The sequence below is a fragment of the Leptospiraceae bacterium genome, from assembly GCA_024233835.1.
Lineage (GTDB): Bacteria > Spirochaetota > Leptospiria > Leptospirales > Leptospiraceae > JACKPC01.
The window spans coordinates 1,010,734-1,037,556 of the sequence record JACKPC010000002.1 but is presented as its reverse complement, the minus strand read 5'-3'; the positions used below and the strand labels follow the sequence as shown (position 1 = coordinate 1,037,556).

The 26,823-nt window shown below is 34.5% G+C and carries 34 protein-coding genes; 4 read left to right on the top strand and 30 right to left on the bottom strand.

Annotation, left to right across the window (positions count from 1 at the left end; translation table 11 throughout):
* Positions 1-10: 10 nt before the first annotated feature.
* Genes lptB through H7A25_13890 form a run of 7 tightly spaced genes read right to left on the bottom strand, consistent with a single transcriptional unit; the run spans position 11 to position 6,576 of the window.
* Positions 11-718 carry an LPS export ABC transporter ATP-binding protein gene (lptB, locus tag H7A25_13920; protein ID MCP5500999.1) on the bottom strand — a complete coding sequence of 236 codons (708 nt, stop codon included), beginning with the start codon at positions 716-718 and terminating at the stop codon, positions 11-13.
* 20 nt (positions 719-738) lie between these two features.
* Positions 739-2,118, bottom strand: a complete 1,380-nt coding sequence (locus H7A25_13915; GenBank protein MCP5500998.1) for a hypothetical protein — start codon at positions 2,116-2,118, stop codon at positions 739-741.
* Positions 2,115-2,678 carry an LPS export ABC transporter periplasmic protein LptC gene (gene lptC, locus H7A25_13910; protein MCP5500997.1) on the bottom strand — a complete coding sequence of 188 codons (564 nt, stop codon included), beginning with the start codon at positions 2,676-2,678 and terminating at the stop codon, positions 2,115-2,117. The genes H7A25_13915 and lptC overlap by 4 nt, the downstream gene beginning before the upstream one ends.
* A gap of 23 nt (positions 2,679-2,701) precedes the next feature.
* On the bottom strand, positions 2,702-3,259 hold the full coding sequence (locus H7A25_13905; GenBank protein MCP5500996.1) for a hypothetical protein: 558 nt from the start codon (positions 3,257-3,259) through the stop codon (positions 2,702-2,704).
* Positions 3,260-3,265: 6 nt separating this feature from the next.
* Entirely contained in the window at positions 3,266-3,808 is a 543-nt protein-coding gene (locus H7A25_13900; GenBank protein MCP5500995.1) for a DUF4416 family protein, read from the bottom strand.
* 1 nt (position 3,809) lies between these two features.
* Positions 3,810-5,189 carry a TldD/PmbA family protein gene (locus tag H7A25_13895; GenBank protein ID MCP5500994.1) on the bottom strand — a complete coding sequence of 460 codons (1,380 nt, stop codon included), beginning with the start codon at positions 5,187-5,189 and terminating at the stop codon, positions 3,810-3,812.
* Positions 5,182-6,576, bottom strand: coding sequence for a TldD/PmbA family protein (locus H7A25_13890; protein MCP5500993.1), 1,395 nt, complete (start codon positions 6,574-6,576; stop codon positions 5,182-5,184). Before H7A25_13890 ends, H7A25_13895 begins: the two co-directional genes overlap by 8 nt.
* Before the next feature lie 130 nt (positions 6,577-6,706).
* Between H7A25_13890 and H7A25_13885 the strand changes: the two genes are divergently transcribed.
* The 3 genes from H7A25_13885 to H7A25_13875 all read left to right on the top strand — a co-directional run bounded on the left by H7A25_13885 (position 6,707) and on the right by H7A25_13875 (position 10,878).
* Positions 6,707-9,367, top strand: coding sequence for a nitrate- and nitrite sensing domain-containing protein (locus tag H7A25_13885; GenBank protein MCP5500992.1), 2,661 nt, complete (start codon positions 6,707-6,709; stop codon positions 9,365-9,367).
* A gap of 8 nt (positions 9,368-9,375) precedes the next feature.
* Positions 9,376-9,888, top strand: a complete 513-nt coding sequence (locus tag H7A25_13880) for a histidine phosphatase family protein (protein ID MCP5500991.1) — start codon at positions 9,376-9,378, stop codon at positions 9,886-9,888.
* 111 nt (positions 9,889-9,999) lie between these two features.
* Positions 10,000-10,878, top strand: a complete 879-nt coding sequence (locus H7A25_13875) for a cyclic nucleotide-binding domain-containing protein (GenBank protein ID MCP5500990.1) — start codon at positions 10,000-10,002, stop codon at positions 10,876-10,878.
* Here the strand turns inward: H7A25_13875 and H7A25_13870 are convergent.
* The 3 genes from H7A25_13870 to H7A25_13860 all read right to left on the bottom strand — a co-directional run bounded on the left by H7A25_13870 (position 10,872) and on the right by H7A25_13860 (position 14,221).
* Positions 10,872-11,171, bottom strand: coding sequence for a Dabb family protein (locus H7A25_13870; GenBank protein MCP5500989.1), 300 nt, complete (start codon positions 11,169-11,171; stop codon positions 10,872-10,874). The genes H7A25_13875 and H7A25_13870 overlap by 7 nt on opposite strands.
* 9 nt (positions 11,172-11,180) lie before the next feature.
* Positions 11,181-13,580, bottom strand: a complete 2,400-nt coding sequence (gene pheT / locus H7A25_13865; GenBank protein MCP5500988.1) for a phenylalanine--tRNA ligase subunit beta — start codon at positions 13,578-13,580, stop codon at positions 11,181-11,183.
* A gap of 80 nt (positions 13,581-13,660) precedes the next feature.
* On the bottom strand, positions 13,661-14,221 hold the full coding sequence (locus tag H7A25_13860; GenBank protein MCP5500987.1) for a hypothetical protein: 561 nt from the start codon (positions 14,219-14,221) through the stop codon (positions 13,661-13,663).
* 117 nt (positions 14,222-14,338) lie between these two features.
* On the opposite strand from H7A25_13860, the gene H7A25_13855 reads away from it, so the two are divergent.
* The gene (locus H7A25_13855; GenBank protein ID MCP5500986.1) at positions 14,339-15,532 is read left to right on the top strand and encodes an MFS transporter; all 1,194 of its coding nucleotides are present in this window, start codon (positions 14,339-14,341) and stop codon (positions 15,530-15,532) included.
* 168 nt (positions 15,533-15,700) lie between these two features.
* Here the strand turns inward: H7A25_13855 and H7A25_13850 are convergent, their stop codons facing one another.
* The 20 genes from H7A25_13850 to H7A25_13755 form a co-directional block, all read right to left on the bottom strand.
* Positions 15,701-16,039, bottom strand: coding sequence for a XisI protein (locus H7A25_13850; GenBank protein MCP5500985.1), 339 nt, complete (start codon positions 16,037-16,039; stop codon positions 15,701-15,703).
* Complete coding sequence (locus tag H7A25_13845; protein ID MCP5500984.1) at positions 16,027-16,440, bottom strand: XisH family protein; 414 nt, start codon at positions 16,438-16,440, stop codon at positions 16,027-16,029. The genes H7A25_13850 and H7A25_13845 overlap by 13 nt, the downstream gene beginning before the upstream one ends.
* Before the next feature lie 208 nt (positions 16,441-16,648).
* On the bottom strand, positions 16,649-17,038 hold the full coding sequence (locus H7A25_13840) for a hypothetical protein (GenBank protein MCP5500983.1): 390 nt from the start codon (positions 17,036-17,038) through the stop codon (positions 16,649-16,651).
* Between the two features lie 81 nt (positions 17,039-17,119).
* The gene (locus tag H7A25_13835) at positions 17,120-17,458 is read right to left on the bottom strand and encodes a XisI protein (GenBank protein MCP5500982.1); all 339 of its coding nucleotides are present in this window, start codon (positions 17,456-17,458) and stop codon (positions 17,120-17,122) included.
* Positions 17,446-17,847 carry a fatty-acid oxidation protein subunit alpha gene (locus H7A25_13830; protein ID MCP5500981.1) on the bottom strand — a complete coding sequence of 134 codons (402 nt, stop codon included), beginning with the start codon at positions 17,845-17,847 and terminating at the stop codon, positions 17,446-17,448. Before H7A25_13830 ends, H7A25_13835 begins: the two co-directional genes overlap by 13 nt.
* A 177-nt stretch (positions 17,848-18,024) precedes the next feature.
* Complete coding sequence (locus H7A25_13825) at positions 18,025-18,363, bottom strand: XisI protein (GenBank protein MCP5500980.1); 339 nt, start codon at positions 18,361-18,363, stop codon at positions 18,025-18,027.
* Entirely contained in the window at positions 18,351-18,764 is a 414-nt protein-coding gene (locus H7A25_13820; GenBank protein ID MCP5500979.1) for a fatty-acid oxidation protein subunit alpha, read from the bottom strand. The genes H7A25_13825 and H7A25_13820 overlap by 13 nt, the downstream gene beginning before the upstream one ends.
* A 375-nt stretch (positions 18,765-19,139) precedes the next feature.
* Positions 19,140-19,463 carry a hypothetical protein gene (locus H7A25_13815; protein ID MCP5500978.1) on the bottom strand — a complete coding sequence of 108 codons (324 nt, stop codon included), beginning with the start codon at positions 19,461-19,463 and terminating at the stop codon, positions 19,140-19,142.
* A gap of 170 nt (positions 19,464-19,633) precedes the next feature.
* Complete coding sequence (locus tag H7A25_13810) at positions 19,634-19,825, bottom strand: hypothetical protein (protein ID MCP5500977.1); 192 nt, start codon at positions 19,823-19,825, stop codon at positions 19,634-19,636.
* Between the two features lie 104 nt (positions 19,826-19,929).
* Complete coding sequence (locus H7A25_13805) at positions 19,930-20,244, bottom strand: type II toxin-antitoxin system RelE/ParE family toxin (protein MCP5500976.1); 315 nt, start codon at positions 20,242-20,244, stop codon at positions 19,930-19,932.
* Complete coding sequence (locus tag H7A25_13800; protein ID MCP5500975.1) at positions 20,235-20,519, bottom strand: hypothetical protein; 285 nt, start codon at positions 20,517-20,519, stop codon at positions 20,235-20,237. The genes H7A25_13805 and H7A25_13800 overlap by 10 nt, the downstream gene beginning before the upstream one ends.
* 132 nt (positions 20,520-20,651) lie before the next feature.
* Positions 20,652-21,749 carry a transposase gene (locus H7A25_13795; protein MCP5500974.1) on the bottom strand — a complete coding sequence of 366 codons (1,098 nt, stop codon included), beginning with the start codon at positions 21,747-21,749 and terminating at the stop codon, positions 20,652-20,654.
* A gap of 120 nt (positions 21,750-21,869) precedes the next feature.
* Complete coding sequence (locus H7A25_13790; GenBank protein ID MCP5500973.1) at positions 21,870-22,304, bottom strand: hypothetical protein; 435 nt, start codon at positions 22,302-22,304, stop codon at positions 21,870-21,872.
* A gap of 238 nt (positions 22,305-22,542) precedes the next feature.
* Positions 22,543-23,133, bottom strand: a complete 591-nt coding sequence (locus tag H7A25_13785) for a DUF416 family protein (protein ID MCP5500972.1) — start codon at positions 23,131-23,133, stop codon at positions 22,543-22,545.
* On the bottom strand, positions 23,133-23,501 hold the full coding sequence (locus tag H7A25_13780) for a hypothetical protein (protein MCP5500971.1): 369 nt from the start codon (positions 23,499-23,501) through the stop codon (positions 23,133-23,135). Before H7A25_13780 ends, H7A25_13785 begins: the two co-directional genes overlap by 1 nt.
* An 89-nt stretch (positions 23,502-23,590) precedes the next feature.
* Positions 23,591-23,926 carry a hypothetical protein gene (locus H7A25_13775; GenBank protein MCP5500970.1) on the bottom strand — a complete coding sequence of 112 codons (336 nt, stop codon included), beginning with the start codon at positions 23,924-23,926 and terminating at the stop codon, positions 23,591-23,593.
* A gap of 91 nt (positions 23,927-24,017) precedes the next feature.
* Positions 24,018-25,106, bottom strand: coding sequence for a DUF4365 domain-containing protein (locus H7A25_13770; GenBank protein ID MCP5500969.1), 1,089 nt, complete (start codon positions 25,104-25,106; stop codon positions 24,018-24,020).
* A gap of 43 nt (positions 25,107-25,149) precedes the next feature.
* The gene (locus H7A25_13765; GenBank protein ID MCP5500968.1) at positions 25,150-25,890 is read right to left on the bottom strand and encodes a hypothetical protein; all 741 of its coding nucleotides are present in this window, start codon (positions 25,888-25,890) and stop codon (positions 25,150-25,152) included.
* A 339-nt stretch (positions 25,891-26,229) separates the two neighbouring features.
* Entirely contained in the window at positions 26,230-26,586 is a 357-nt protein-coding gene (locus H7A25_13760; GenBank protein ID MCP5500967.1) for a DUF5615 family PIN-like protein, read from the bottom strand.
* Complete coding sequence (locus H7A25_13755; protein MCP5500966.1) at positions 26,576-26,800, bottom strand: DUF433 domain-containing protein; 225 nt, start codon at positions 26,798-26,800, stop codon at positions 26,576-26,578. The genes H7A25_13760 and H7A25_13755 overlap by 11 nt, the downstream gene beginning before the upstream one ends.
* Positions 26,801-26,823 lie beyond the last annotated feature (23 nt).

The window sequence follows — 26,823 nt, the reverse complement described above, 5'->3', positions numbered from 1 at the left end:
TCCTCTTATCTTAGAGAGAGAAATCTTCTCCTAGGTAAATCCTTCTCGTCTCCGGGTCGTTAATTAATTCCATAGCAGAGCCTGAAATCAGGATCTTGCCACTATACATTATATAAGCCCTGTCTGTGATTTTAAGGGTTTCACGGACATTATGATCTGTTATTAAAATTCCGAGTCCTTTTTCCCGCAAACTTTTTATTACATTTTGAATATCTTTTACGGCAATGGGATCTACCCCCGCAAAAGGTTCATCCAGAAGAATGAAATTCGGTCTTGTAGCCAGGGCTCTGGCTATTTCGCAACGCCGTCTTTCTCCTCCCGATAGGGTGAAACCTTTTTGATTTGCTACTCTCATAATTTGGAGTTCAATGAGGAGTTCATCTCTTCGTTTTACAATTTCCTCTCTGGAAAGTTTCTGGGTTTGAAGAACAGCTTCCAGATTTTCAGCTACTGTTAATTTACGGAAAATGGAGGCTTCCTGGGCCAGGTAGCCAATCCCTCTTCGTGCCCTCTGGTACATGGGAGCGAGGGTAACATCTTCCTCATCAATGAAAACTTTTCCGCTGTCCGGTTTTACAAAACCTACAGACATATAAAAAGAAGTGGTTTTTCCGGCTCCGTTGGGACCGAGAAGACCTACAATTTCCCCCTGTTTGATTTCAAAGCTGACTCCATTTACAACTTTTCGCTTGTTGTAAACTTTGACGAGGTTTTCCATACGAAAAGTCTTCTGATCTGTCATTTTTTCTCCACTTTTATACCTTCGGTAATCACAGCTCTGTCTGTTTTGGGATATAAAATAATTTTTCCGCAGCGAAGAACCCCATTTTTACCCAGCAATGCCGGTGCACCGAGTAGTTCCAGTTTTTCCTCTTCTTCCAAATAACTGGCGTATTGTCCACGGGCCGTTGCCTTTTCTGTCTGAATCAGAACATTACCACGGGCAACTACTTCTTTCAGGCTACCGAATCGCTCAATTTCTACTGCTGTCAGGGTACTTTTGGGTTCTTCATCCTGAAGATTATTAAAAAATTCGACCTTTGCTCCCTCGGTTATATGCATATAGTCTTCTTCTTTATTGTAAGAGTAAAAATTTCCCCAAACTTTGATTTTATTTTCTTTATCCCAGAAAACAACATTTTTCTTTGCTTCGATATTTTCCAGTTTTTCTCCCCTGGCTTTTGCTTCTTCGGCTTCAAATTCATAATCCGGTCTATATAGTCTGGCGTGTCCAAACATACCCGCATAAGATTCTTCCTTCTTTCCGGAATCTTCTCGGATCAGCTTGTCACCGGTAAAAATACTTACGATTCTTTCTTTTTTTTCCTCTTCTAAGACGGGTGTTTCTTCGGTTTTCTTTTCTTTTGAAAACTTTACCGGCTTGGTTTTATAAGAGTTTTGTAAGAGAATTGTATTTTCTTCGAGCCTGGTTATCCCGGAGTCATTATTGTAAGAAGCTTTTTTTCCCGTAATGAAAAGATTTTTTCCAAATATAAAAGGATATTCATCCAGATATAAGGTTTTCTCCTGTTCATTAAATGTGGCTTTGTTTGCATAGATTACATAATCATCATTTTCAATGATTACATTTTCCTGCAACTCCGTTCGAGATTCCGCCATAAACCTTTGTATGCGTGTGCAGGTTACTTTTGTGGTTTTGTTTTGCTTGTCTTTGTAGTAGAGTCTCGGATTTCTTTCCAGAAGAATTGTTTCTGTTAGTTTATTGTAGAGTCCATTTCCTGAGTAAAAAGTTACACCACGTTCTTTGTCTTCAACCTTAACACCATTTTTAAGTTCTCCTAATATTGCATTTTCTCCGACTATCTCGATGGTAGCTGCACTTAAATGTACTTTGCGGTGTAAGATCCAGGCCCCTCCACTTAAAGTGAATACTTTGTTTTTTATACCCATAATTTCTCTTTCTTCCTGTGTAAGAGAATTCCCTCCCCAGGAGGTTGGAATGGCTTCTTTTTTTGTTTCATCCGGTATTTTCAGAGTTCCGCTTTTTTTTAGTTCGAGGGGAGAAAGTAAATAGGGGGGGCGAATTGGAATTTGAAAATTTTCTACTGCGAAACTTAATGAAGAAAAGAAAAAGAGTAGTAAAAGTATAACTTTCATTGATTTAAACCTTCGTTGGCATTGTTCTTCAAAGGGTTGCTAACAGAAATAGCAGAAGGTTTTAAAATAGTATATTTATTTAAATTTTTGTCTGCTCGTAGACCTTTCCCCCGAATTGTTGTTCCTTTACTAATGATGGTAACTTCTTTATCCGAAGAGAGCTTTTCAGTATTTAAATCATAATGAAGCTCTTCTGCGATAATTTTGCGGTCTTCTACTCCATCTACCTGTATATTTCCATTTAATAATACAACTTTTATTGAATGGTCGATAATCCCTTTATCTGCCAGTATGGTGGACTGTTCCTTTTCTTTTTCGAATTGTTTAAAACGCAGTGAATATAAAACTGTTTTATTTTCTTTAGGAAAAATATAAGCTTCTTTTGCCTTGAGTTTCCATTTAAGTTTTCCTTCTTTATCAAAGGAATCCCTGGAAAAATTACGTATAGAAACTGCAGAACCGGATTCTTTTTCACTTTCAACTCTCTGTACTTTAAGCTTCTTACAGCCCGAGCCTGCAACTGCTAAAATGAAAATAAGTGTTCGAACAAAGCTTCGCATAATTTATTCTTTTTTTGTAAGATTCAGGGTTCCGCTTTTTTAACCTTCATTTGCATATCAATCGACATATCTGCTTTGCCTTTGAAAAGGGCGGATTCATAATAGAAGCTAAGTTTGGCCGGAAATACTTTTTCAATTTTAGGAACAGTTTTTTCTTCATTTTGTTCCCGCATTTTCTTTAAAATAATACTTCCCAGGTATTGGAACATACCTACCCAGTTCTCACCAAACTCGACTCCCTCAACTTTTCCTCGACTCCCGTTGAAGTGATAATATACTTTGAATGATTTTCGTAAAAGTTCTTGTTCTGTCAGGCTTAAAGAACGGTTAAAACGTAAAATAATACCCGGAGTTTCACGGGAATGAAAATATAGGTAATTTGAGAAATTTTCCCAAGTTTCATTTTCTTTAGGGCCGGGTAAGACAATTTTATAAAGTTTTTTATCTCCTGTTGTTTCCTTGCATTCACCTTCAGAGGTGATGTTATCGCAATAAACAGTTTGTGAGATTTCCAGCTTTCCCTGTTTACAGGAGAAATAGGATAGTAAAAGTATGAAAGGAAATAATAATAGTTTATTCATATATTCTTAATCCTTAATAGATTTTATAAAAGCTTCTCTCAAGGTTGTGAAAAAGTATTTCACTTCCTGCTGTGAAAAAAAACTGGCTGCTTCCGGTAAGGGATGGTACCGAAGTTTTTCATATTTATAAATAATTTCTGCATAGACTCCGTGATGTAAATAAATGCGATGAAAGTCATCCGAAGTTGCGGAAAGAATCACATTATGGGAAGATAAATATCCCGGGATAATTTTTAAGCTTGGATCTTTATCTATATTTTTATTTCGAATCTTAATACATTTTTTTTTAATATCAGGAAGGCTTTCCCTACTTATTTGTTTTTTAAAAGAAAAAATTCGGGTGTTTGAACCTACTTTGATTTGTAAGCCTTCAGAGCTATCCGGTGTCCATTTGGGTAAGGGATTACTTTCAAATAAAATTTCAGAGAAAGCACTCTGACAATTTTGTTTTACTTTTAAATAAGTTTCCAGACTCTCAAAAGACAATAAAAGAAACAGAGAAGAATTTCCCGGTCGAACTAAATTCTCTTTTACTGGATTTGTAAACAAGTTATCCTTCATCCGTTCCCGTAATATCTACACCTTCTATTAATATCCAGGGGACCTGGGAACTGGAATAGAGGAGTTTTCTTTCATGGCTTACTGCAACAATCTGTTTTAGAATATTATAAATATTCCCGGTAATAATGGTTTCTTTGATTGGATATTTATTTCCATTTTCTAAGAGCTGTCCTCCTTTTACACTACCGGAAAAGTCTCCTGAGGAAGAATTACTTGAGCCGGAAAAGCGATTTACAAGGATGGTTTTTGTCTTTGTATTTAGTAATTCAGAGAGGGAACTTGTTCCCGGCATTACCTGCAATTGTCCCGGGCCACAGTAAGGAACCGAGGAGGAACCGCCGAGGGCACTTCCATTGGAACGATCCAAACCGGCCTTCCTCGCTTCAAAATGGTTGTAAAAGAAGGTCTTAAGAACTCCTTTTTGAATAATTTCTTTTTCCTTTGTCGATACACCTTCCCTGTCAAAAGCACTGGAACCCTGGAAGCAGGGAATATGAGGATCTTCATAAATACTTAATAAAGGAGAAGTTACTTCTTTATTAAGCATATCTCCAAATTTACTTCGTTTCTTTCGTATCTGGGTAGCTGTGAGTGAGGAGAGTAGATCTCCTAAAAAGCTAAAAACACTATCCGGAGGAATCAGGATATTTCCCTTGAAACCTTTAATAGTTTGTGCTTTTAGGGCTCCCATACATTTACTTCCGAAGTCTTCCAGGGAATGGGTAAGGCTTTTTTGGAAGGAGTCCATATTTCTACCTATGGCAGAATCATAATCGAAGCTACCTATATCTTCACCATCTATGGCCATACCCATATACCCTGCAGAAACGGAAGCTCTGAGTTCTGACACCATAAGACCTTTTGTATTTGCTATTAGTTTATAACCTTTTCCAAATGACACATCTCCACTGTCTATGCTTATCTTAGGATATTTCTCCTTCCTCCAGTTAAGAATTTGGGATACTACAGAAACCAGATCTTCTATATCTAAAGAGTCTATATCTTCATGATATAATCCATCTATTTCATGAATCTGGGGAGAAGTTTCCGGTAGTTCCATGGCTTCATCCGGTGTGTTTTGGGTTTTTGCCAGAGATCTTGCATCCAGAATAGAATCGTAGATAGAAGCCTTATCATTGGTAGTGACAAAACCCTGACAGTGGTTTTCTATTACACGAATTCCATAATTGGTTTCTTCAGAAAATGTGGAAGTATTCAAATCGTTCTTCTCTAAGCTGATATCCATCCCGGTATGGTAAGCAGCATAGATTTCAACCTGTGCGATTCCTTCTCGTTTTGCTTTTGAAAGACAGTCTGCAATGAAAGATTTGGTATTCTCTAAATTATTTATAATTTCTTGTTTATTCATTTTTCTGTCCGCCCAATTTTACTTTTGTTCTTAAGTAAGGTCCTCCCGCATCGACTTTGGCCGGTTGACCTTTTCCGCAGTATCCGGAACCCAGATCCCACTGAAACTCTTTACTGACCATATCTACATCTTTCATGACATCGAACGCCATTCCGGATACAGAGACTCCTTTCACCATTTCCTTAATTTTTCCCTTCTCAATTCTATGGGCTTTTTGAACCGCAAACATGAATTCCCCGGTAGAGTCAGCCTGTCCGTTTCTCGGCCCCTCCAATAAGAAACCGCTATCTGTGGAAGCTATCATATCTTCAAGAGAAGATTCCCCCGGTTCTATATAGGTGTTTCTCATGCGGATTAAGGGAACATCGGAGTATTCCCAGGCTCTGGCAGAACCGGTAGGCTCGACTCCAAAATGAGCGGCACTTTCTCGATTGTGTAGATAAGATTTTAAAATACCCTTTTCGATGAGACAGGTCCTTCCTGCCAGTACACCTTCATCATCTACCGGGATGCTTCCACCTGCACCTTTATAAAATTCCGAATGGCCGCTGTCACATAAGGTGATGAGTTCGGAGGCTACCCTTGTACCCAGTTTTCCCCTGGCAACGGAACCGGCTAAAACAAAATCAGCTTCTACAGTATGACCGATGGCTTCATGAACCAATAGTCCAACAATGGAAGGGGCGAGGATAACTGTATGTTTTCCACCGTTTGGTAAACTTGAGCTTAAAAGGTCTACAGCAGTTTTACAGGCTTTCTCTTTTAATTCTTCTGCTGAATTATGCTTGAATAGACAATCCCAGCCGCCGGTTACCCCAATTGATTCTGCACCTACCTGTAAGTCTCCATCTTTTTCTGCTACTGCATTGATTCTGAATTCAGGGCGAATATAAGAAAAATAGCAATCAGCTCCATCCGTGCTAACAATGCTTTTTTCTTCAAAAATTTCTGCATAAGAACAGGCCAGACTCTGGATTCGGCTGGAAGGAAACTTATGTATATCGGCTACGTTCATCACGAGTGAGATTTTATCATCAAGGTTTTTATCAAGAAGCTCTTGAATTCCCTCACCGGGAAAATCTCCAATTGCAAATTTCACAGGAGGTAGGGATTGAATTTTTTCTTGTCGCAGGAAAGAAGAAAGCTCAGCACTTCTTTTTGCCTGGGAAATGGCCTGTTTGATGGAACTTATGCTGATTTCTCCTGTATAGGAAAAGCCCCAGGTACCTTTATGAAGGACGCGAACTCCTATTCCGGCTCTTTTTTTTACTTGACTGTTTTCTACTCTTCCTTTTTCTGCGGTCACCGAATTTGCCAATTTTTTGTGATAACGCAACTCAACGAAGCCATCTTCCCCTTTTAAGCATTCTTTTAAAAAAGCTCTCAAAAATTATCTCTCCTGTAAGATTCTTGATTCTATGACTTTATATCATTCTCTTATTTTCAATCTTTTTTTCCTGTATTTACTTGACTATCAAAAAGCGATTTATATGATTCCTGCATAAATGGGCGTTTCAATGAGTTTTATTCAAGATATTAAAATAAAAAGTAAGTTATTTCTTCTCATTATGTTTCCGGGTCTCTTCCTGTTTTTCTTTGCATTCTCAGATATTTCAGAAAAATACAAAGTTTACAGAGAAATGAAACAAATCAATATATTAATTCGGTATGCCGGGATTACGAATAATCTGATCCACAATTTGCAATTGGAACGAGGAAGAACAAGTTCCTATATTGGTTCTTCAGGATTATATCTCAATGAGCTTGAAGAGCAAAAAAAGAAGACAGATGTTTCCCTGAATGCATATGAATCTTTTAGAAAAGAAATGCAGGATAAGTTACCTGTAGGAATTTTCTTTGCAGATAGTTATCTTCAAGCTATCTCTAATATGCGATTTCGTTTTTACCAGAGAAAGACAGATCTCGATGAGGTCCTGGGCTTTTATTCAAATTTTAATGCTAAACTTTTAGAATCTATATTTGAAATTAAAAAATTCACACATGAACCTGAAATGGTAAATTATATAGCTACATTTTATTATTTTATGAATCTAAAAGAACATGCAGGAATTGAAAGAGCTATGGGTGCTTTTTTCTTATCTCAGAAAAAATTTAAGGAGGGAGAAAAACAGAAATATATAAAGATAATCAGCATACAGGAAATATCAGAACGTTTTTTCCGTATGGGTGCTTCAAAGACTTTTATAGACGAGTTAGATGAGTTTAAGAAGAAGGACTCTTTTTTACAAGTGGAAAGAATTCGAAATAGGATTCTTTCAGAAGTATTTACGGAAAACCCTTTATACTGGTTTAAACAAATTACGGATAAAATAAATGAACTAAAAAAACTGGAGACAAACCTTGCTGACTCTCTATTAGTGAAAAGCTATAATTTACAAACTCAATCTTTAAGGGGTTTGTATATACAGATCAGTTTTCTTGTTGGAATTTTACTTCTACTTTCAATTTTTACTGCTTATCTTTCCCGAACCATAACCAATCCTTTACATAATATGGTTAATTCCTTTAAGCAAATCTCTTCCGGCAAGATTCAAAAAATTGAAGAAACGAATAGACTGGATGAATTTGGAGTAGTTTCTCGTTCCCTAAATAATATGGTGGACATTTTTCAATCCTTAGTGAATGAAATTAGTAGTATTACGGGAGCTTCCCATGAAGGGAAATTGAAACAAAGGGGAAATGCAGATAAATTCGAAGGTGTTTTTTCTGATATTATTCGTGGTATGAATTCTACCCTTGACGCTATTACGAAACCTTTGTATCTTGCTTCTAATTATATGGAACAAATTGGAAGGGGGGATATTCCTCCCCTGATCCAGAATGAATACTATGGGGATTTCAATATTATTAAAGAAAGTATTAATACTCTGATACAAACTCTCAATAGATTTATTGAGGAAATGATGAACATGGAGAAGGAGCAGAGCAGGGGAGATATTGATCACTTTATGCCGGAGGGTGAGTTTAAGGGTGTGTACCTTTCTATGGTTTCAGGGGTAAATAAACAGTTAAAAACAAATTTATTAGAAGAAAAGAAAATTGTGGAAATTGTAGAAGAATACGCCAAGGGAAATTTAGACGTGCAGATGTCTGAACTTCCCGGAAAAAAAATCTATGTAAATCGTTCTTTAGATTTATTGCGGATGAATATGCTAAATATTAATGATGAGTTACATAAACTCTTTGAAAGCGCTTCGGAGGGAAACTTAAAGAAAAGAGGAGATAAGAGTAGATTTGATTATGCTTTTTATAGTGAAATGATCGATGGAATTAATCAGATGATGGATTCTGTAATTTTTCCCATTCAGGAAACGATAGAAGTTATGTCGGGTATTTCTTCAGGGAATCTGCATAAAAAGATTCAGGGAGAATATAGGGGCGATTTTTTTCAATTAAAAGATTCTGTGAATGCAACAGTAGATAAAATAGAAGAAATTGTGGGAGATTTACGCAGAGTATCGGATGAAATTGAAACTTCTGTATCACAGATAAAAAGAATTTCAAAGAGCATCAATGAAGGAGCTGAATTACAGGCAAGTAATACAGAAGAGTCCTCCGCTGCGATTGAAGAAATTACCTCAACTATTGTAATGAACAATGATAATGCAGCTAAAACTAATGTGATTTCCAAAACTGTATCTGAGAAGGCTGAGGTTGGTGGAAAAGCAGTTTCTGATACACTCAAGGCTATGAAACTGATAGTAGAAAAAACGTCACTTATTGAAGAAATTGCAAGCCAGACGAATTTACTGGCAGTAAATGCTTCGATTGAGGCTGCGAGAGCAGGAGAACACGGAAAAGGATTTTCTGTGGTTGCAATAGAAGTGAGAAAGTTAGCCGAAAGTAGTAAAAATGCAGCAGGGGAAATATCTGAACTTACAGACAAGAGTCTGGAAATTGCCAATCAGGCTGGTAGTTTGATCGGAGAAATGATTCCGGAAATACAAACTACTGCTGAATTAATCCAGGGAATCAGTACTGCTTCAGAAGAACAAAAAGTTGGGATGGAGCAGGTAAATATATCTATTACACAATTAGCAGATATTTCTCAGCAAAATCTTTTGTCTTCAGAGAGTCTCGGTTCTGCGGCAGAGAGTTTACAAAAGCATTCAGATAGTCTAAAGCAAACTGTGTCCTATTTTAGAAATTCAAAATAAGCTGCTGAATGATGAAAAGTTTATATCTCTTACGTCACGCTAAATCAGATTGGGATGCTGTTTATGATACAGATCACGACAGACCTTTATCCAAAAGAGGAAGGCAGAATGCTGAGGAATTAAAAGAGTTTTTGGAAAAAAGGAAATTATCTTTTCCTCTGTGCCTGGTTTCTACATCCAGACGAACCCGTCAAACCTTAGAAATATTGGAAGAAAGTAAAAAATTAAAGTTTTATAAAATACTTAAAGACCCGCAAATTTATGAAGCCAATTATACAGCATTGATAAATCACCTTCAGGAGATTTCGGAAGATTATGCAGAAATTCTTCTCATAGCTCATAATCCGGGTTTAGAAGAGCTGGCAAATGGTTTATTGCAAACCCGCTCTCTTTTTCAGAAGTTTCCTACATCTGCCTTTCTTTCTCTCCATCTGGATATTCATTCCTGGAGAGAGCTAAAAAACTGTGAGGCCAGGCTTGGTTTTTACTGGATTCCATCCAGAAAAAAGGATGAAACGTAATTCTTTTTTTTGTTTTCTCCCATTTTATTAGAATTTCACTTGAGAATAATTCTAAGTTATGGATGATTTTCATTAAGAGTCAAGAATAAATAAAAACCGGGGGCTTCTTTTATGACGGATGCTAAAATCTTTCGTTCAGAGAAAATTGAACAGTACGACCTGAAGGGAATTTCGGCTGTAAATTATAAGAAAGGGGATGTAATTTTTACAGAAGGTGATTTTTCGAATGGGGTTATGTATTTCATTATCTCCGGTCAGGCAGATGTATATAAAAATAGGGGTGGAAAAGACATAAAAATAAATACCATGAAGGTAGGAGAGTTTTTTGGGGAAGTTGCTATCGTAAGTATAAAAAAGAAACGGATTGCAACTGTTATTATTTCTTCAGAAACTGCCCGTCTTGCAGAAATTAATAAAGATACATTTAGCAGTATTGCTAAAAACAGCACTAATTTTTTAATGAAACTCATGAAAACAGCTATTACCCGTTTAAAATCTGCCGAAAGCAAGGTGGATAGACTGGTAAACTACAAACCTGTATTCATGAAAGAGCATCTAAAATTACCTCTCAATGAAGTGGGAAGTATTGATATTCTGGACTATGTTGGTTTTGCCGCCAGCAGTACATATTTTAAAGGTCAGAATATTTATGCTTTCGGTGAGAAATCTAATGGGGAAATGTATTTTTTAATTTCAGGCGAATTGTCTATCCTTAAAAATAATACAGATATTCCCATGGAAATTACGGTTTTACAAGCCGGAGAACTATTTGGAGAGTTGGGTCTTGTCAGCGAAGAAACCAGGAGTTCTACCGTAAAAGTGAAATCCGGTGAAGCCCAGATTGTTTCTCTTGATAGGCGTTCCTTTATTAAAATATGTAAAACGAATCCTACCTTCTTATTTGGAGTTGTGAGGATGATTCTCGCCAAACTTACCCAGATGGAAGATAAGATTGCTTATCTTGAAAAAGAAACAGATAATCTTCAGTAGGTAAAATCTACAACAGCAGTTTCTAATTTCACTTCTCCGATGAAGTCCGCCACTTTCTTGTGTTCAGGGTGTTCCTGATAGTCTTTTAGTGCTTCCATATCTTTGTGCTCGGTGATGAGCACAAGGTCAAAAGCTACAGGTCTTGTGCTGAAATTTAAACCTACCTGCAAAGAAGAAATCGCTGTAATTTTCTCTTTTAAAGCTTCCAGGAGTTCCTTCGCTTTTTGAATATTTTCTTCTTTTGTACCCTGCTTTGTATCTTTTACTTTCCACATTACAACATGCTTAACCATTTCCAACTCCTATTTTCTAAGTTCCATACCCTGTTTTGTAGCTTCCTGAATAACCAGGTTTGATATTTCCTGAATTCTTTCCGAGGTAAAGGTTTTATCATAGCGAATCAGGTTTAATCGATACATCACAGACTTTTTGCCCGGACCGGGATTTTCTCCCCTGTATATATCCTGAACATGAATTGACTTCAGTTCTTCGATGTTTTGTTTTTTTACGAGTTCCGCTAAATCGGCTGTGCTTCTTTCTTCTTCCATTACAAAGGATAGATCAATTTCTCCACCGGGATAAACCGAAGGTGCTTTGAAGGTATTTTTGACCTGGTAAGCTTCATAAGCTTTCAGTAAATTATGAAAATTGATTTTACCGAGGATGATTCGTTTTTTTAGACCGAAGCTTTCATTCTTTCCGGGATGGATATAGCCCAGTTCTGCTATTTCTTCATTGTCTATGAGGATTTTTAGAGCTGCACCCGGATGCAAATATTCACCTTCATACGAAGAAAAACTTAGTGTAAAAGGTGCAAGACTTAAAAACAGGGCTTCAAAATCGCTACGGAATTGCAGGAAGTCATCTTCTAATAGAGCTAGATTTTCTTTTAGTTTCCTATTTTTAGAGAGAGCAAATCCAAACCAGAACTTTTCTATAGAAAGCTCTTTTCCTTCTGTTTTGTGGTAGGTTCTACCGTATTCAAAAAGTTTCACTTCCCCAAACCTGTCAAGGTTAGACTGAACATTCCGAATCAGGGAAGGATAAATGGAGTTACGAAGAAATTTTTGTTCTTCCGGCATGGCATTTAAAATGGCTACCGAATCCTCTTTTTGGCCTTCAAAACCATTGTCTTCTTCTGAAGCAAAGGAATAGTTAAATACTTCAGAAAAGCCTAATAATCTGGAAAATCCATTCTTCAATAGACGTTCGAGGTTACGTTTATGAGAAATCGGAACCGGCATTACATCCATTTTAAGAGGTTTATTTTCTATATTAGAATATTCCATGGTTCTTCCAATCTCTTCTACCAGGTCCTCAGGAATGGTAATATCATAATTGTGACGAAATTTGGGGACAACTACCTCGAAACTTCCATTTTTCTCTTTAACTGAAAAGTAGAGACGCTTCAAATAAGCTGTAACTTCTTCGGCACTGATGCTTTTCCCCAATTTCTTTTGAATGAATTCCAGATCTGTATTTATTTTTACTACCTTGGCAGCAGAATTGTTAAAACCCTCCGGTTTGTAAGCCTTGAAAGCTCCCCCTGCATTTTCTTCAAGGAGTTGCAGGCTTCTCTGTAAAACAGGTAAAGACAGAGAGGAGTCGAGCCCCTTCTCATAACGAATAGATGCTTCTGAACGAATGCCGGTAGAACGTATGGATTTACGAATATTCTCTCTTTTAAATACTGCGGATTCTAATACCAGGTTTTTTGTGTTATTTGTAACCGAAGACTTAAGGCCACCCATTACACCGGCTATGGCCACCGGTTCGGAAGCATTTCGAATTAGAATGATACCTTCTTCGAGTTCTTTTTCAGAATCATCTAAAAGTAAAATTTTTTCATTTTTTATAGAGGGACTGACTTCTATTTTAATAGAACCGATACTATCCTTATCGAAAAAATGTGTGGGTTGTCCCATTTCTAACATTACATAATTGGAAACATCTACCACATTATTAATGGATTTCTGTCCGCATTTCTGAAGTCGAAGCTTGAACTTTTCTATAGAAGGGCAGACCTTTACTCCTTCTATAAGGGATGCGTAATAGGAGTGAGCATTATCATTTTTTAATACTTCGATGACACTCTTTTCTTCTGCAAAAGAATATTTTACTTCAAATGGATTAAAGCGTATCGGGAGATTCAGTTGGGCACAGAGTTCCCTGGCAAAGCCGTAGTGGGACCAGAGATCCGGCCTGTGGGTAATGGACTTATTGTCTACATGAAAGATTTTATCTTCAAGATGAAATAGTTGTCGAATTGTAAGGCCAATTTGGGTATCAGCAGGAAAAATATGAACTCCGGAATCGTCTTCATTTATATCCATTTCCTTGCCGGAAACAAACATTCCATAACTCATGATTCCGCGAAGTTCGGCTTCGGAAATATTCTTATCACCGATAATAGCACCCGGTGTGGCAAGAGGAACAATGTCGGATATACTCAAGTTTTTAGCAGCGGTAACTACTATTTTTTCTTTTTGGCCATCAAATACTTTGCAGACACTCAGTTTATCTGCGGAAGGATGCTTTTCGAGGCTCTGAATTTTAACCGTGATGACTTTTTCTAAGAATTCCTTGTATTCTTCTACCTCATCGACTTCACAGATGGAGAGGGCAATTTTTTCTGTAATTTTCTCAAAAGGGACAGAGTCAAAGTCGGCAAAATCCTTCAGCCAATCGTATGATAATTTCAAGTAGTTCTCCCGGTTCTTTAAGCTTTAAGAACATAAAAAACCGAAAGCCTACAGGGGCAAGTAGAATAAAGTAAGATGACCTAAAAGCCTTTTTCTATCCTTTTTCCAAGAAAAAAGCCGAGGGAAAGAGCCGGAATGCCTCCGAAAAAGAATATCCAGTAAAGAGGGCCGATGATCGTTTGCTGGAATCCATCAGAGAAATTTGACCGGTAGTAGAATTGGGAAACAAAGAATCCGGGTAGTGAACCGAGAAATATTCCCAGGAAAAGGGAGATAATCGTAAGAAGGATTCCAAGGAAGCCGGGACTTCTTTTCTCCCGGATGATTTGCTGACCGAAAAAAGGACTTAAATACCATACACTGCTGTAAAGTCCTATAAGTCCGAATCCTATGTTTACTCCAAAGCGGTATAAAAATTCCAAGCCTTCATGAAGTCTCGACCAGGTAAAGTTTGAGGAGATGCCAAGGAAAAGGGAAAGAGCTAAAAGAACCCCAAAGCTGCAAAAGCGGATAGAATGTTTTCTGGCTATCCAGTCTATATCTGAGTATTCTCCTCTCCGGATATAGCTGAAAAAAAAGAAAACAATAAACACGAAAAGGAATATATAAAAAATGGTCCCCAGGCTGTGATATTCAAGCATACACTGAATCCTTTATTTTTTTTAATTAGATTCCCTGAAGCCTGAACTTTTCGTTTCTTTTTTTTGCTTCGGGTCTTGGGGGGGGTATTGGCCTATTTTTTTTGGAAAGGGAAAAGGATGAAAAAACGAATTTTAAACGATAGACGTATATATATTATTTTTAGTATAACGCTGATTGCGGTGATGGGAGTTGCCAGTTTAACACCTGCCTTTCCAAAAATAGCTGAAAGCCTCCAACTCAATAAGGTTCAGGTGGGCTGGCTAATCAGTGCTTTTACTTTTCCGGGAATATTCCTTTCACCGGTTGTTGGGGTTATTGCTGATAGATGGGGGCGAAAAATGGTTCTTGTTCCCTCCCTTTTCCTTTTTGCAGGAGCAGGTTTTACCATCTTCTTTGTGCATCATTTTCAAACTATGATCCTGCTACGCATCCTGCAGGGAATGGGTGCAGCGTCTTTAGGTTCTTTGAATACTACCCTGATAGGTGATTTTTTTAAAGGAGAACAGCGTCCGGAAGCAATGGGCTTTAACGCCAGTGTACTAAGCCTATCCACGGCTTTTTATCCCTTAATCGGTGGTGCTCTGGCCGGGATGAACTGGTATTATCCTTTTCTTTTACCTTTACTTGCGATACCGGTGGGACTTCTGGTAATATTTGGGATGGAAGAACCGGAAATTGTAAAGCCTGAAGACTTCAGGCAATACCTGAGTTCAATGGCTAAAAGCGTTATGCGAATCGAAGTAATCGCTATATTTATCTTGAGTGTTTTGACCTTTGTTATCCTATACGGTGCTTTTCTGACTTATCTTCCTTTTTTGCTTAATCAAAAATTTCATTTGCTTCCGCAGCAGATAGGTATTTTGTTTTCTCTTAGCTCTCTTACCACCGCATTTGTAGCGACACGTATTGGGAAATTGAACCGGAAATTTGGAAGTCTTAAATTGTTGAAGACTGCATTTCTTTTATATTTTATTGTTACCTTAATATTACCTTCAGTGAATCACCTTTATCTTTTTATATTGCCAATCGTTATCTTTGGTATTGCACAGGCTTTGAATATTCCCAGCTTGCAAACTTCTCTTGCGAATCTCGCACCGGATAATCAGCGTGCTGTTTTCATGTCTATAAATGGAACGGTTCTGCGTTTGGGGCAAACTCTGGGACCCTTGATTATTGGTATAGGTTTTTCCTGGCAGGGTTTATCCGGTGCATACTATCTGGCTTCGTTTATGTCCGCTCTGGGTTTACTTGTATTATTTACTATGATGAGTGAGTCTCTTAGTAAATCCCCTGTTGATATAGCCCGGTGACCTGCTAAAACTCGTGTAGTAATTACTGCTCGCTGAATTTATTTCCATCTGAGTTTTCGTCCTTAGCGGCAATCAAATTACCCTGAATCAAAGTTCCCCATGCCCTGAAATAGAGAGAATCATAATATCATACTCTCTGTTTTAGGGCTGTTTTTTGAGATACCACAATTAAGCCACTGCAAATTCGGTATATTGTCTTTTATAAGGTGCTTGGAAACCCAGAACTATATCTGATTTTGGAATCCCTTTTTCTACCAGCAATAATGCTGCTTCTGCATTTGTATTGTCTTCTTGTAGCCAGACCTTTCCATCTATTATATCAAAATGGAATACACAATCATGAATTCTTTCTAATTCATTCCAACCCACATCATAAAGGAAATAATGGTCATTTTCCTTATCTATGACTATCTGTACATCGAGTTCAGGCATATTTACAGGTTTTCTCTTTGAGAATTCTTTTAATAGATCTATAATTATTTCTCTGTATTTTTCTAATTTATCCATGATAATATACTCTCCTGCTGAGGGTCATATACAATTATTTTCAATCCATAGTCACTAATGAGTTCCTGAAAATAGTCATTATCCTTTATTAATTTTTCCACTTCATTGGGAATCGCTAAATACAAAGCTCTTTCAGGTTCAATCCTTCTAATGATTTTCAGATACCCTAAATACTGCCCCAATGCAGAATTAAACTCATTAATAACAGAATGTCCCAGAAAACTTTTAATTTCAACAGCAATTTTTTTATTTCCTTTCTGGGCTTCTAAAAACTTTTCTGCACCTAAATCAATATATAATTTTACTTTTTTATACTTGATTTCCAAAGGATCATCTGTGATTTCCCATCCATCCTTTTCCAGAGCCCTTTTTACCGCATCATGAAATAAATCTTTTGCCATTTAGGCAGGGTTCAGGATAGAAAAGTTTTTGTCAAATAACATACCGCACATTAGTATAGCTTTCCTTCTTTTGCACTTGTAAATGTATAAAGAAATTTAGCTGAATTACCTTCGATAAAAATTCTTATATATCCACCTGTTTCTCTTATTTTTCAGTTTGAGGGCTGTTTTTTGAGATACTACCATTACTTTATACAATATTTATTATTTAAAAAGGGAAGCCAATTTCTTCAATTTTTTGTAGAGCAAAATTTCTTTCTACCTTTTTCACAACATCATATGCTGTACCTTCTTGTTGTGCATTTTGAATTCCATATTTATGAATATGATTTCCCATAATCCACATATTAACATCAACTTGATAAGACCATCCTTCACCAATTTGTTTTAAACTACTAGTATTTCTACCATATCCTATAAATTCATGTTTATATTTTAGAATTAAAATATCATCTGGTTTTATTTCGTGGATACATCCTTTTTGTTTTGCATTTTCGTGTAAAACGAAACAGTTATTGATAATACACCTTCTTAAATTTTCGTCGTCATAACCCTGGTTAGGCTGACCTATGCTACAAATATAATAATTTCTACTCATCTTTTATTCCTTCAATTAAAATTTATTTTCGTTATAGTAACAATTTACAAAATTATTTTATAGCATATAGAAGACTTTTTATTATGCCACAGCATATTCAGTAAACTTTCTATACGATGGAGGTTGTAAACCTAAAACAATATCTTCCTTAGAAATACCTAACTTTAATAACTCTAAATCTACAGGTATATCACTGGTATTTCTTTGTATCCAAATTTTATCACCTTTTATGTCAAAGTGCATGATAGTAAAATAAATTTGTTCGTCATCTTCCCAGCCAATACATAATAGCTGGTAATGATCATTTTCTTTATCAATCCAGATTTGAGTTTCGACGTCTACTTTTTCGGTGTAGTTTCCTTGTTTATGACTATTTAATATTTCAATGATTGCATTTCTAAACTTTTCTAATCTTTCCATTCTATAATCTCCTCTGTTACAGGATCAAAAATACAAAAATAAACTCCAAACTTGGATAATAAATTCTGGATAAAAGAAAACCTCAATATCCCTTTTTTAAGTTTCTTAGGTAGAGCAAGGAATAATTTTCTATTCGGTTCACTTTCATCGAGAGCTTCTTTATAGGTTACATATTGCCCGAATGCTTTATGAAACTCATAAGTCTCTGAAGCACCAAGAAAGCTTTTTACTTCCACAGCTATTTTTGTGACTCCTCTTTCAGCAATAATAACTTTTTCTGCTCCAAAGTCAATCTCATAATTTAGACCTTTTTCTACAGGAATTTCAAAAAAATCGTGGGTAATTGTCCAACCATCTTTAATCAGTGCCCGCCGTACTATCTCATGAATTTAAGGGAGTTCCTCTTTTTCTTTTGAAATCGGAAATTTTATCTTGGTGTTTAGAAATTTACTTTTCTAAAGAATTAATTTTTTCACGTATTTTACTTTTATTATCTGCCATAATAATGATTTGGCGGAAATTTATCATACACTCATGTTATAGAGCTGTTTTTTGAAATACCACTATTAAGCCACTGCAAATTCGGTGTATTGTCTTTTATAAGGAGCTTGAAAACCCAGAACAATATCTGATTTTGGAATACCTCTTTCTACTAATTCTAAAGCTATATCATAATTACTGTTATTTACTTGTAGCCATATTTTATCTTTGATTATATCTAAATGAAATACACAGGTATAAATTCTTTTCATTTTATCCCAACCAACATAATGCAAATGGTAATGATCATTGACTTTATCGGTACTAATTTGAACTGAAACATCTGGTAAATCTTTTGGCTGGACTTTTCCATAATTATTTAAAGTCTCAATAATTATTTCTCTAAAACTTTCTAATTTATCCATTTCACAATTACCTCATTTACAGGATCATAAATTACTATTTTTAATTTATAATCGTTAATCATAACCTTATAATATTCTATTTTAAAAATATGCTCCTGTATATCTACAGGAACAGCTAAATATAATAACCTATCACTCTCTTTTACTCGTAATAATTTTAAATAGCCTAAATATTGTCCTAAAGCAGAATTAAAATCATTTACTACAGAATTACCTAAGAAACTTTTTATTTCAACAGCAATTTTGGTTTTCCCTTTGGAAGCAACCAATAATTTTTCTGCACCCAGATCAATTCTCACAGAAGCTCCCAATTCTCCTAAAATCAAAGGATCATCTGTAATCTCCCATCCATCTTTTTCCAGAGCCTTTTTTACTGCTTCATGAAATAAATCTTTTGCCATTTAGATAGGGTTCAGGATAGAAAAGTTTTTGTCAAATAACATACCGCACATTAGTATAGCTTTCCTTCTTTTGCACTTGTAAATGTATAAAGAAATTTAGCTGAATTACCTTCGATAAAAATTCTTATATATCCACCTGTTTCTCTTATTTTTCAGTTTGAGCCTGTATTCTTCAGTGAATTCCAAAAAATGCCGTCCAACGTCCCGAGCGTCATGAGAAGTTTCCGCAGCATCCTATTTGGCGGAAATGTTTTATACGCTCAGTTTGAGGGCTGTTTTTTGAGATACTACCATTACATTATACAATATTTATTATTTAAAAAGGGAAGCCAATTTCTTCAATTTTTTGTAGAGCAAAATTTCTTTCTACCTTTTTCACAACATCATATGCTGTACCTTCTTGTTGTGCATTTTGAATTCCATATTTATGAATATGATTTCCCACATATTAACATCAACTTGATAAGACCATCCTTCACCAATTTGTTTTAAACTACTAGTACTTCTACCATATCCTATAAATTCATGTTTATATTTTAGAATTAAAATATCATCTGGTTTTATTTCGTGGATACATCCTTTTTGTTTTGCATTTTCGTGTAAAACGAAACAATTATTGATAATACACCTTCTTAAATTTTCGTCGTCATAACCCTGGTTAGGCTGACCTATGCTACAAATATAATAATTTCTACTCATCTTTTATTCCTTCAATTAAAAGGGAACCTCTAAAAACCTGCATAAAAAAAGGTAAACAAAAATAGCGGTCAGTAAATATTTGTTTTATGGGTAATATGAATATTTTTGAATCACAATCACGAAAGAAAAAGCTGGAAAAGATAGGCGATCCATTAAGAAAGCTTTCGGACTTAATCGATTTTGAAGTATACCGACGCAAATTTTAATGCTTCATTTGGCCGATTAGCTCTTAGAAATGAATAATATTCTTCTATAAGTACTGCTCTTCTTAAATCCTCCTTTGAAAGTTCTTTTTCTTGAGATATTAAACTCCCAAAAAAGATTAAGATTATTAGAATTGAAAATAATTTCTTTAGTGACATAAAAACCTTCTTCAACTTTCACCTAACGTCAAAGCGTATGGGAAGTTTCCGCAGCTTCATAATTTGGCGGAAATTTTTCATACGCTCTGTTTGAGGGCTGTTTTTTATAATTTGATTCGCTTCTTCCAATATTTTGGATCTCGGCTTGTATGAATGACTGCAAGAACTTCTACTATTTGTTGGTTTTCAATTATATGGTAAAAAATAGAATACCTGAATTTATCTGTTAAAGCCCTACGAACTTCACCCTCGATACATGCATATATTTTTGGATTACTTTTTATTAACTCTTCTGCTTTTTGATAGGACAGAAAAAAGTCTTTTCCTAAGCCTTCTCTGACATTTTCGTAATAATCAATGACTTCCTCCAAATCATATGCAGCTTCATTGGTAAGGAGCAATTTGTAATTTATTTCCAATTATATTTCTCTTTAATCTTTTTGTCAAACTCTTCAGATGTTATAGCTTTATCTCTATGTAATTTCGCCTGTTTTAACCGATAATTTAAAAACTCACGCAATTCATCCGTTACAATGAAGGCTTCTTCATTTTCTGTTTGATTATTATCTTTTTCCTCTAATTCATCCAAAAATCTTTCAAAAACAAAATCTAAGAAATCTAAAACTTCTTGCTGTCTATTTTTTGAAAGTAATTCAAATTTTTTTAAAAGATTTTCTTCTATTGCAGTTTCCATTAATTCTCTACTCCATTCTGAAATAGTTCCTGATTCCAGAAAATAGTCTACTATTATTTTTTTGCCATTTAGACAGGGTTGTGTAGGTAAAAATTTTTGTCAAATGATATACTAATTATATAATAACTCACCTTACGCAGTAGCCTGTTTAGAATAAAAATAATTATCTAAATTGCAACTGAGATTTTTCAGAAATTCCATAGCTTTTTTCTGAGCATTAAAATATATCCATTTTCTAACATTTGTCTGGTTAACAGAGGCCACAATTCTTAGTTTTTCCAATTTAACAAATGCACACAGAGAAGCAAATATATGGTTACTCTGAGTTCTTACTGTCTTTGTCTGTGATTTTGTGATAGCTGTATTCTGCTTGATCGACTTGTGATAATCTTCAATTTTCCATCTTTTTTGATAGATTTCAAAAAGGTCATTATAGGATAATCCGGGATCACTTGTTATCAGATAGAGAATTCCAGTGCTTTCATCTTCGTTTATGAAGACTTTTTTCACAATATACAGGGGAAACCTTACCCCTTCAAGGAAAACTTCTTTTACGGAACCTTTTTCCAATTCAATAGAATCTATTGGTATGTATCTTTTTTCCTTTTTGTCCTGAAGACTCATGGCTACAAGTCGGTTACTTTTCAAACCCATTATGAAGTCCTTTTGTAAGTCTACCTTGAAAAACATCATGTTTTCTGTTGAAGAAAACCAGGAATCTGTAAGAAAGTATTTGAACTTCACACCATTTTTTATTATCTGTTGGCTTAAATCACGAACTATTTCGTTTTTGCTAATGGGACTTTTTCTATGCTCTTTTCCTGTTTTTTTATCAATATAGATTTCTGTTTTCTTCACCATATAATAGCTCACAGGAATACTGATACCGTTAGAATAATAAAGACCTGTTAAAAGGTTGATTCCCTTAACATTTCTGTTTTTCGTATGAGAGTAGTGCCAGCTAATCATTTCATTTTCATCTGTATAAGGTTTCTCAAGTATCGAATCATCGAAAGCTATTACAGCATCTTCTGAAGCTACTTTCTTCACAATAGGTTTTACTTCTTTCCAGAGGTCTTTAGGTCCAAATTCGGGTTCAGATAGACTTCTGGTTATCCTGTCATGTGAAATTATTCCTCCCGTCAGCGCTGATAATCCGGTCGCTGTAACCTCTCCGAAACTCGATAGCAAATAATCTACATATAATTCAAAAATTTCGTCGTGTCTCATACTTCTATTGTCGTACAGGCACTCATTCTATTTTATTTTTTATTTCCTCTGCGTAAGGTCACATAATAAGTTGAATTAGGTAGTAAATCTTCTATTTCATAAAATAGAGCCAAGAATTTTTTATGAAATTTTATACAAACATTCTCCTTTTCTCATATCATCTGGGGATAATCTTTTTTTATTATCAAATAAATTCTTATATTCACTTACTTTAAATTTCCAAGCTTCATTAAGAATAAATTTTGTATCATATAGTATCCAAATTAAAATATCCCAATCATAATTTTTAGCATTTGCAACTTTTGTAACTTTGCTCCCGGGTTTTCCACTAGGTCTATTTGCTTTAATTTGATACTTTTTATTTTCAAATAAAAAATCGAAACCTTTCGTTACAGCAGTTTGATTTTTCATTGATTTAGAATATTTCTCATCATCACATCCAACTAATTTTGCAGCATCATATTCAGATATAGCCGAAGTTATTTGCGGCATGACAGTATATCTATCTTCCCATTCTAATGCAATGTTAACTAATGAATCTCTAATATTTTCCATGTTTTATTCATTTAACTCTAATATTTTCCATGTTTTATTCATTTAACTCTAATATTTCTAATAATAAAAAATGCCCTCACAACGTCCCGAGCGTCATAAGACGTTTCCGCAGCATCCGATTTGGCGGAAATGTTTTATACGCTCTGTTTGAGGGCTGTTTTTTGATATACCACTATAAAGCTCAAAAACAACTATCATTAAATTTTTTCAGCTAATTCCTGTTCTCTACAGTAAAACATTAGCATTTTAGCAGTGGAGCATTCATACTTTTTTCTATATATAATTTATGGCTGATCTTTTTATCAGTTAATTCATCAAGTAAATTTAACTGGTATTCTATTTCTTTTTGAATCAATCCATCTTTTGCCAAATATGCTTCTAATTCTTTTACAGAAAGTTCATGACTTAGATTATCTCTTTTTTGAATAAATAGTTCTAAAGAGCCAAAAGCAATTTCGGAGCAGCTTTCTATATGAGAAGAATCTTTATTTTTAACAAAAGAAAAACAATCATAGAGCATACTGGAACAGTCCAATGCCAGAGAAGCTTCTAAACTTCCAGAAAATTCATCCATATCCGGCGTAATATCTTCTATAAAATTATCAATGAGTTCTAATTCTTCCGATTCATAGCTTTCCTGTCTCACAATATTCTTTAGGAGGTCTATTCCGTTTAACAATATCATGGGATTACCCCATCTTTCTGCGATATAGAAGGTAAAATAATTAGGTAAAAACCGTTCTGTTATCATTACTCCAAAAGCAAGCTGATTGTAAGTTGAGAGTTTGGATATTTTCTCTTTAATCTGTTGTTTTATCTTTTTATCCATTATGAATCTCTCCTTTTCTTAGACTTCTTTCCAGAGAAAATTGTCCAAGATTTAATTCCACGTTTTTTAATTTCCAACTCACAATCAAGACAAATCGGACGGCTGGCTCCAATATCGGTAATTGTTAAATTTTTGTCATCTGCTTCCGCAATTACATTGTCTTCTGCATGGTTTCCCGGTTTTCCCTTTGCAGGAATTTCATCTTCTGATAATGCTTCTCGAATCTCTGCTCGTAAATATTCCTCACTACTTCCTACTATAGAGATATTTGAATCAGTGATTCCTACTGCTGTTGTAGTATGCCGTTTGGTTCTTTCATTTGAAAGTTTATTATGAAGCTCAATAGCTCTGTTTTCCGGATTTGTCATCTATTACTCCTTCCAATGCTATTAAAATGCGATGAGAATGTTTTTTTCGATTCAGATTTCAATATTTTTTTAGTTGTTAATGAAAAATTTTATTTATAACATCTACCACAGCCATTCCAAAGCAAATTATCTATAGGATCAATAATTTTTGGACTAATTCTCCACCTTTCTAAACATCCATCATATCTTGTATAAAAAATGAGAGATATATCATTAAAAACAGGTTCTGTTGTATTATTTCTTTTTAAATCTTCCATAAGAAGAAGTAATGTATAAGCCATACTTTTCTCTTCTTCTTTACACTTCTTATGAGAGACTCTATCACTAGCAGGTCCATCACAAGAAATAAAGGTAACTAAATATAAAATTAAAAATAAAAAAAATAAAGATTTTGGTAAATTATTCACTTTTCTCAAAATTTTCAAAAAATGCCCTCACAACGTCCCGAGCGTAATGAGAAGTTTCCGCAGCTTCATAACCTGGCGGAAATTTATCATACGCTCTCGTTGTCCGAAGTTAAGATATTTCAATCTGATTACCTTCTTTTATATAGTTATATATAAATTCAATACCAAATTCATTATCTATTTTATGATACAAGTTATAAAATTTTTCAATAACTATTAAGGTTAATTTTAAATCCTTAAACTGAAGCATATAGACCAAAGCGTAAAAGGCATAATACTTCACTATATATGGACATTCAATTTCAAAACAAATATCTTTTAATATATCTTCTCTATTGTTATTTGCATCTATTATATGAAATACAATTTGACCGATTCCACCTCTACTATAACTCCCTCTGTCTTCTAAAAGATTTAACATTTTTATAATTTCATTAGTTTTGAAATCAGCAATTACATTCTTAACTATATAATCAGAAGTTTCATATTTTATTATATTTTCTTTGTGCCAATATATATCTCCATGACTTACATAATACGATAAAACAGATATAATTAAAATCAGCAAATTGGGTTCATCGGTATTTTGAAAAATAGAAAGAATCAATGAAACAACAAATAACTCATTTCTATAATTATAAAAAAGATATTTTATCGAGGACACTAAATCTTCAAAGGAAGTATTGCTTTTGTGTGTGGATAAAGTATTCATACTACGGATCAATGAATTAAGAGTATTTTCTTTTTTATATTTATTTGAGCAATATTCGATTAGGTTTTCAATTTGACATTCAGCTTTATTTATATCAAAGGATAGACTATACGGTCCTTTTTCTATTATTTTTATATTTTTCAATAAATAATCAGAAATATCAAACCAAAATACTTTTTTAATTTCCGGGTGATATCCAACTATAATAACTGGTAGAAGATGTGAACTCCAATATTTGAAATGATTCATATCTGCATTTAAAACAAGTTTGTTATTTTTAAAATAAGATTTTCCGGACTTTATTTGAATTCCTATGCAGCATCCAGTAGCTGTTTCATCTTTAAAAATTTCAAGATAACCATCAATTCCAACATCATTTTTAGTATCAATTTCATTGAAGCAAGAACCACTAATATTAATTTGCTTACTGAATTCTAATATTCCTTCTTGCTCAATTATTTTTGATTTAGGTCTTTTGGTACTCAACTATATTCTCTCAGTATAATATATATAAACTTTCTAAACAATATTAAAATGAGTACTTAATAGGATTAGCTGCGCCTTTTTTCCTGAATTCATCAGGAATTCTTTTGAAAATATATTTATTTTTTATATCAGATTTTGCTTCTTCACCAATAAATCCTATTCTATCTGGTCTTAATTTATTACCCATATCAGGGAAATTTTCTGGAGTTGCTTTTAACCATTTTATAGGTTTATAAACTCCCTTAATGATTCCTTTTTCTACAGCAAGAACATACTCAACTTTTTTAATTTTACTTTCTGATAGCCTCCATGCATATCTAACTGCATCATATAAAGATTTTTCTGTAATACTTCTATTTACAGTAATCATGAGAACTTTATCTTCAAATATAGCTTCCTCTGCTGAATATTTATTTAATATCTCAAAGGAATGCATAGGGCCATAATCATTACTCCCACTTCCACCTTGAATATTTGATGCTGAAGGGAATAGGTCAATAAGTGCAGCTTCAACTTCAATAGCAGTTTTTTCATCCATCCCATGTCTATGAATTATATGAATAATTTTTAATCCGGAATTTAAAATTTCCCTAATTCTGGTTAATTTATCACTATCAGCATCTACATCACTTTTAGATAATGTATCATTGATATGTTGAAAAACTCTGTTGCCTTTCCCTTTTCCTACATAAAAAGTTTCACCATTTCTTGGATCTATCAGCCTATAAACGTAAAATCTTATTTTCTCAATTACTTCTACTGGAAATTCTTTTATATCTTTCAAATTTATTTCCTTCTATATAAATTCATTAATTTTTGGACAACGTTCAAGGGTAGCCGACGTTGCCGGAATGCGAAGGTCTGAGGAACTCAAGACCGAAGCATGTAGGCAATGTCTCCGAGCCACCTAACCAAAGCAAGGACTGTGACTGAACGAATGGCACAATAACTTGCATTCCTTTGCAAGTTTTGTGACAGTAGTGAAGGCACTGGACTTGCACTAATACTTCTAAAACACTAAAAATTTTCACTTACACAAAAAAGTGGCTCGGAGCAAGAAGCCACATCTTCTGGTGGCTTCGCAGCGGCTACTCTATTGTTGACCGAAGTTTTGGTTAAGTTATTATATTTCTCTAATTCTTATTTTGTTCTTTGTAATAACGGTAAATTTATTATAAAGAGAATCTCCATATTTTTTGAGTAATAATTTTAAGGAATTTATAATTTCATTCAATTCACTTTCGTCATACCTAAGGAAGAGAATACCTACAGATTCTGTTTTATGTGCAAAAACCCATTCTCCAAAATCTTTATCTTCGGTCAAAATTAGACATTCATTTTGATTTGCAAGGACTATTATTTCAATATCCTTTATCCCTCTATAACTTTCTTTTATAGAAATTATTTCATATTTATCATCCCTTAATGATTGAATAATAATATTATCAATATTTTCATCTGCAATGATTTTAACAGGCAATTACTTCTTCCTTTGAAACTACATCAGCAGAATATGCTAAAGCCGCGTATATATCATCTATTGTTATGTGTGGATATGATTTTAGCAATTCTTCTATCCAAATTTTTTGAGATAATTTTCTAAGGATCAACTCAACAGTTATTCTTGTTCCCTTTATTATAGGCTTTCCAAGCATAATTTGTGGATCAGCAATAATTCTCTCTCGATAATTCATAATTTCTCCTGTATATTAAAAGG

What these genes read in the sequence shown, in the direction of transcription:
- H7A25_13845 (MCP5500984.1), bottom strand. Translation starts at nt 16,440, where the DNA reads ATGGCAAAAGATTTATTTCATGATGCGGTAAAAAGGGCTCTGGAAAAG.
- H7A25_13870 (MCP5500989.1), bottom strand. Translation starts at nt 11,171, where the DNA reads ATGGTTAAGCATGTTGTAATGTGGAAAGTAAAAGATACAAAGCAGGGT.
- H7A25_13860 (MCP5500987.1), bottom strand. Translation starts at nt 14,221, where the DNA reads ATGCTTGAATATCACAGCCTGGGGACCATTTTTTATATATTCCTTTTC.
- H7A25_13835 (MCP5500982.1), bottom strand. Translation starts at nt 17,458, where the DNA reads ATGGAAAGATTAGAAAAGTTTAGAAATGCAATCATTGAAATATTAAAT.
- H7A25_13905 (MCP5500996.1), bottom strand. Translation starts at nt 3,259, where the DNA reads ATGAATAAACTATTATTATTTCCTTTCATACTTTTACTATCCTATTTC.
- H7A25_13820 (MCP5500979.1), bottom strand. Translation starts at nt 18,764, where the DNA reads ATGGCAAAAGATTTATTTCATGAAGCAGTAAAAAAGGCTCTGGAAAAA.
- H7A25_13825 (MCP5500980.1), bottom strand. Translation starts at nt 18,363, where the DNA reads ATGGATAAATTAGAAAGTTTTAGAGAAATAATTATTGAGACTTTAAAT.
- H7A25_13880 (MCP5500991.1), top strand. Translation starts at nt 9,376, where the DNA reads ATGATGAAAAGTTTATATCTCTTACGTCACGCTAAATCAGATTGGGAT.
- H7A25_13800 (MCP5500975.1), bottom strand. Translation starts at nt 20,519, where the DNA reads ATGGAAACTGCAATAGAAGAAAATCTTTTAAAAAAATTTGAATTACTT.
- H7A25_13780 (MCP5500971.1), bottom strand. Translation starts at nt 23,501, where the DNA reads ATGACAAATCCGGAAAACAGAGCTATTGAGCTTCATAATAAACTTTCA.
- H7A25_13795 (MCP5500974.1), bottom strand. Translation starts at nt 21,749, where the DNA reads ATGAGACACGACGAAATTTTTGAATTATATGTAGATTATTTGCTATCG.
- H7A25_13810 (MCP5500977.1), bottom strand. Translation starts at nt 19,825, where the DNA reads ATGTCACTAAAGAAATTATTTTCAATTCTAATAATCTTAATCTTTTTT.
- H7A25_13895 (MCP5500994.1), bottom strand. Translation starts at nt 5,189, where the DNA reads ATGAATAAACAAGAAATTATAAATAATTTAGAGAATACCAAATCTTTC.
- H7A25_13790 (MCP5500973.1), bottom strand. Translation starts at nt 22,304, where the DNA reads ATGGAAAATATTAGAGATTCATTAGTTAACATTGCATTAGAATGGGAA.
- H7A25_13755 (MCP5500966.1), bottom strand. Translation starts at nt 26,800, where the DNA reads ATGAATTATCGAGAGAGAATTATTGCTGATCCACAAATTATGCTTGGA.
- H7A25_13840 (MCP5500983.1), bottom strand. Translation starts at nt 17,038, where the DNA reads ATGAGTAGAAATTATTATATTTGTAGCATAGGTCAGCCTAACCAGGGT.
- lptC (MCP5500997.1), bottom strand. Translation starts at nt 2,678, where the DNA reads ATGCGAAGCTTTGTTCGAACACTTATTTTCATTTTAGCAGTTGCAGGC.
- H7A25_13855 (MCP5500986.1), top strand. Translation starts at nt 14,339, where the DNA reads ATGAAAAAACGAATTTTAAACGATAGACGTATATATATTATTTTTAGT.
- H7A25_13875 (MCP5500990.1), top strand. Translation starts at nt 10,000, where the DNA reads ATGACGGATGCTAAAATCTTTCGTTCAGAGAAAATTGAACAGTACGAC.
- H7A25_13850 (MCP5500985.1), bottom strand. Translation starts at nt 16,039, where the DNA reads ATGGATAAATTAGAAAAATACAGAGAAATAATTATAGATCTATTAAAA.
- H7A25_13885 (MCP5500992.1), top strand. Translation starts at nt 6,707, where the DNA reads ATGAGTTTTATTCAAGATATTAAAATAAAAAGTAAGTTATTTCTTCTC.
- H7A25_13815 (MCP5500978.1), bottom strand. Translation starts at nt 19,463, where the DNA reads ATGAGTAGAAATTATTATATTTGTAGCATAGGTCAGCCTAACCAGGGT.
- H7A25_13915 (MCP5500998.1), bottom strand. Translation starts at nt 2,118, where the DNA reads ATGAAAGTTATACTTTTACTACTCTTTTTCTTTTCTTCATTAAGTTTC.
- lptB (MCP5500999.1), bottom strand. Translation starts at nt 718, where the DNA reads ATGGAAAACCTCGTCAAAGTTTACAACAAGCGAAAAGTTGTAAATGGA.
- H7A25_13785 (MCP5500972.1), bottom strand. Translation starts at nt 23,133, where the DNA reads ATGGATAAAAAGATAAAACAACAGATTAAAGAGAAAATATCCAAACTC.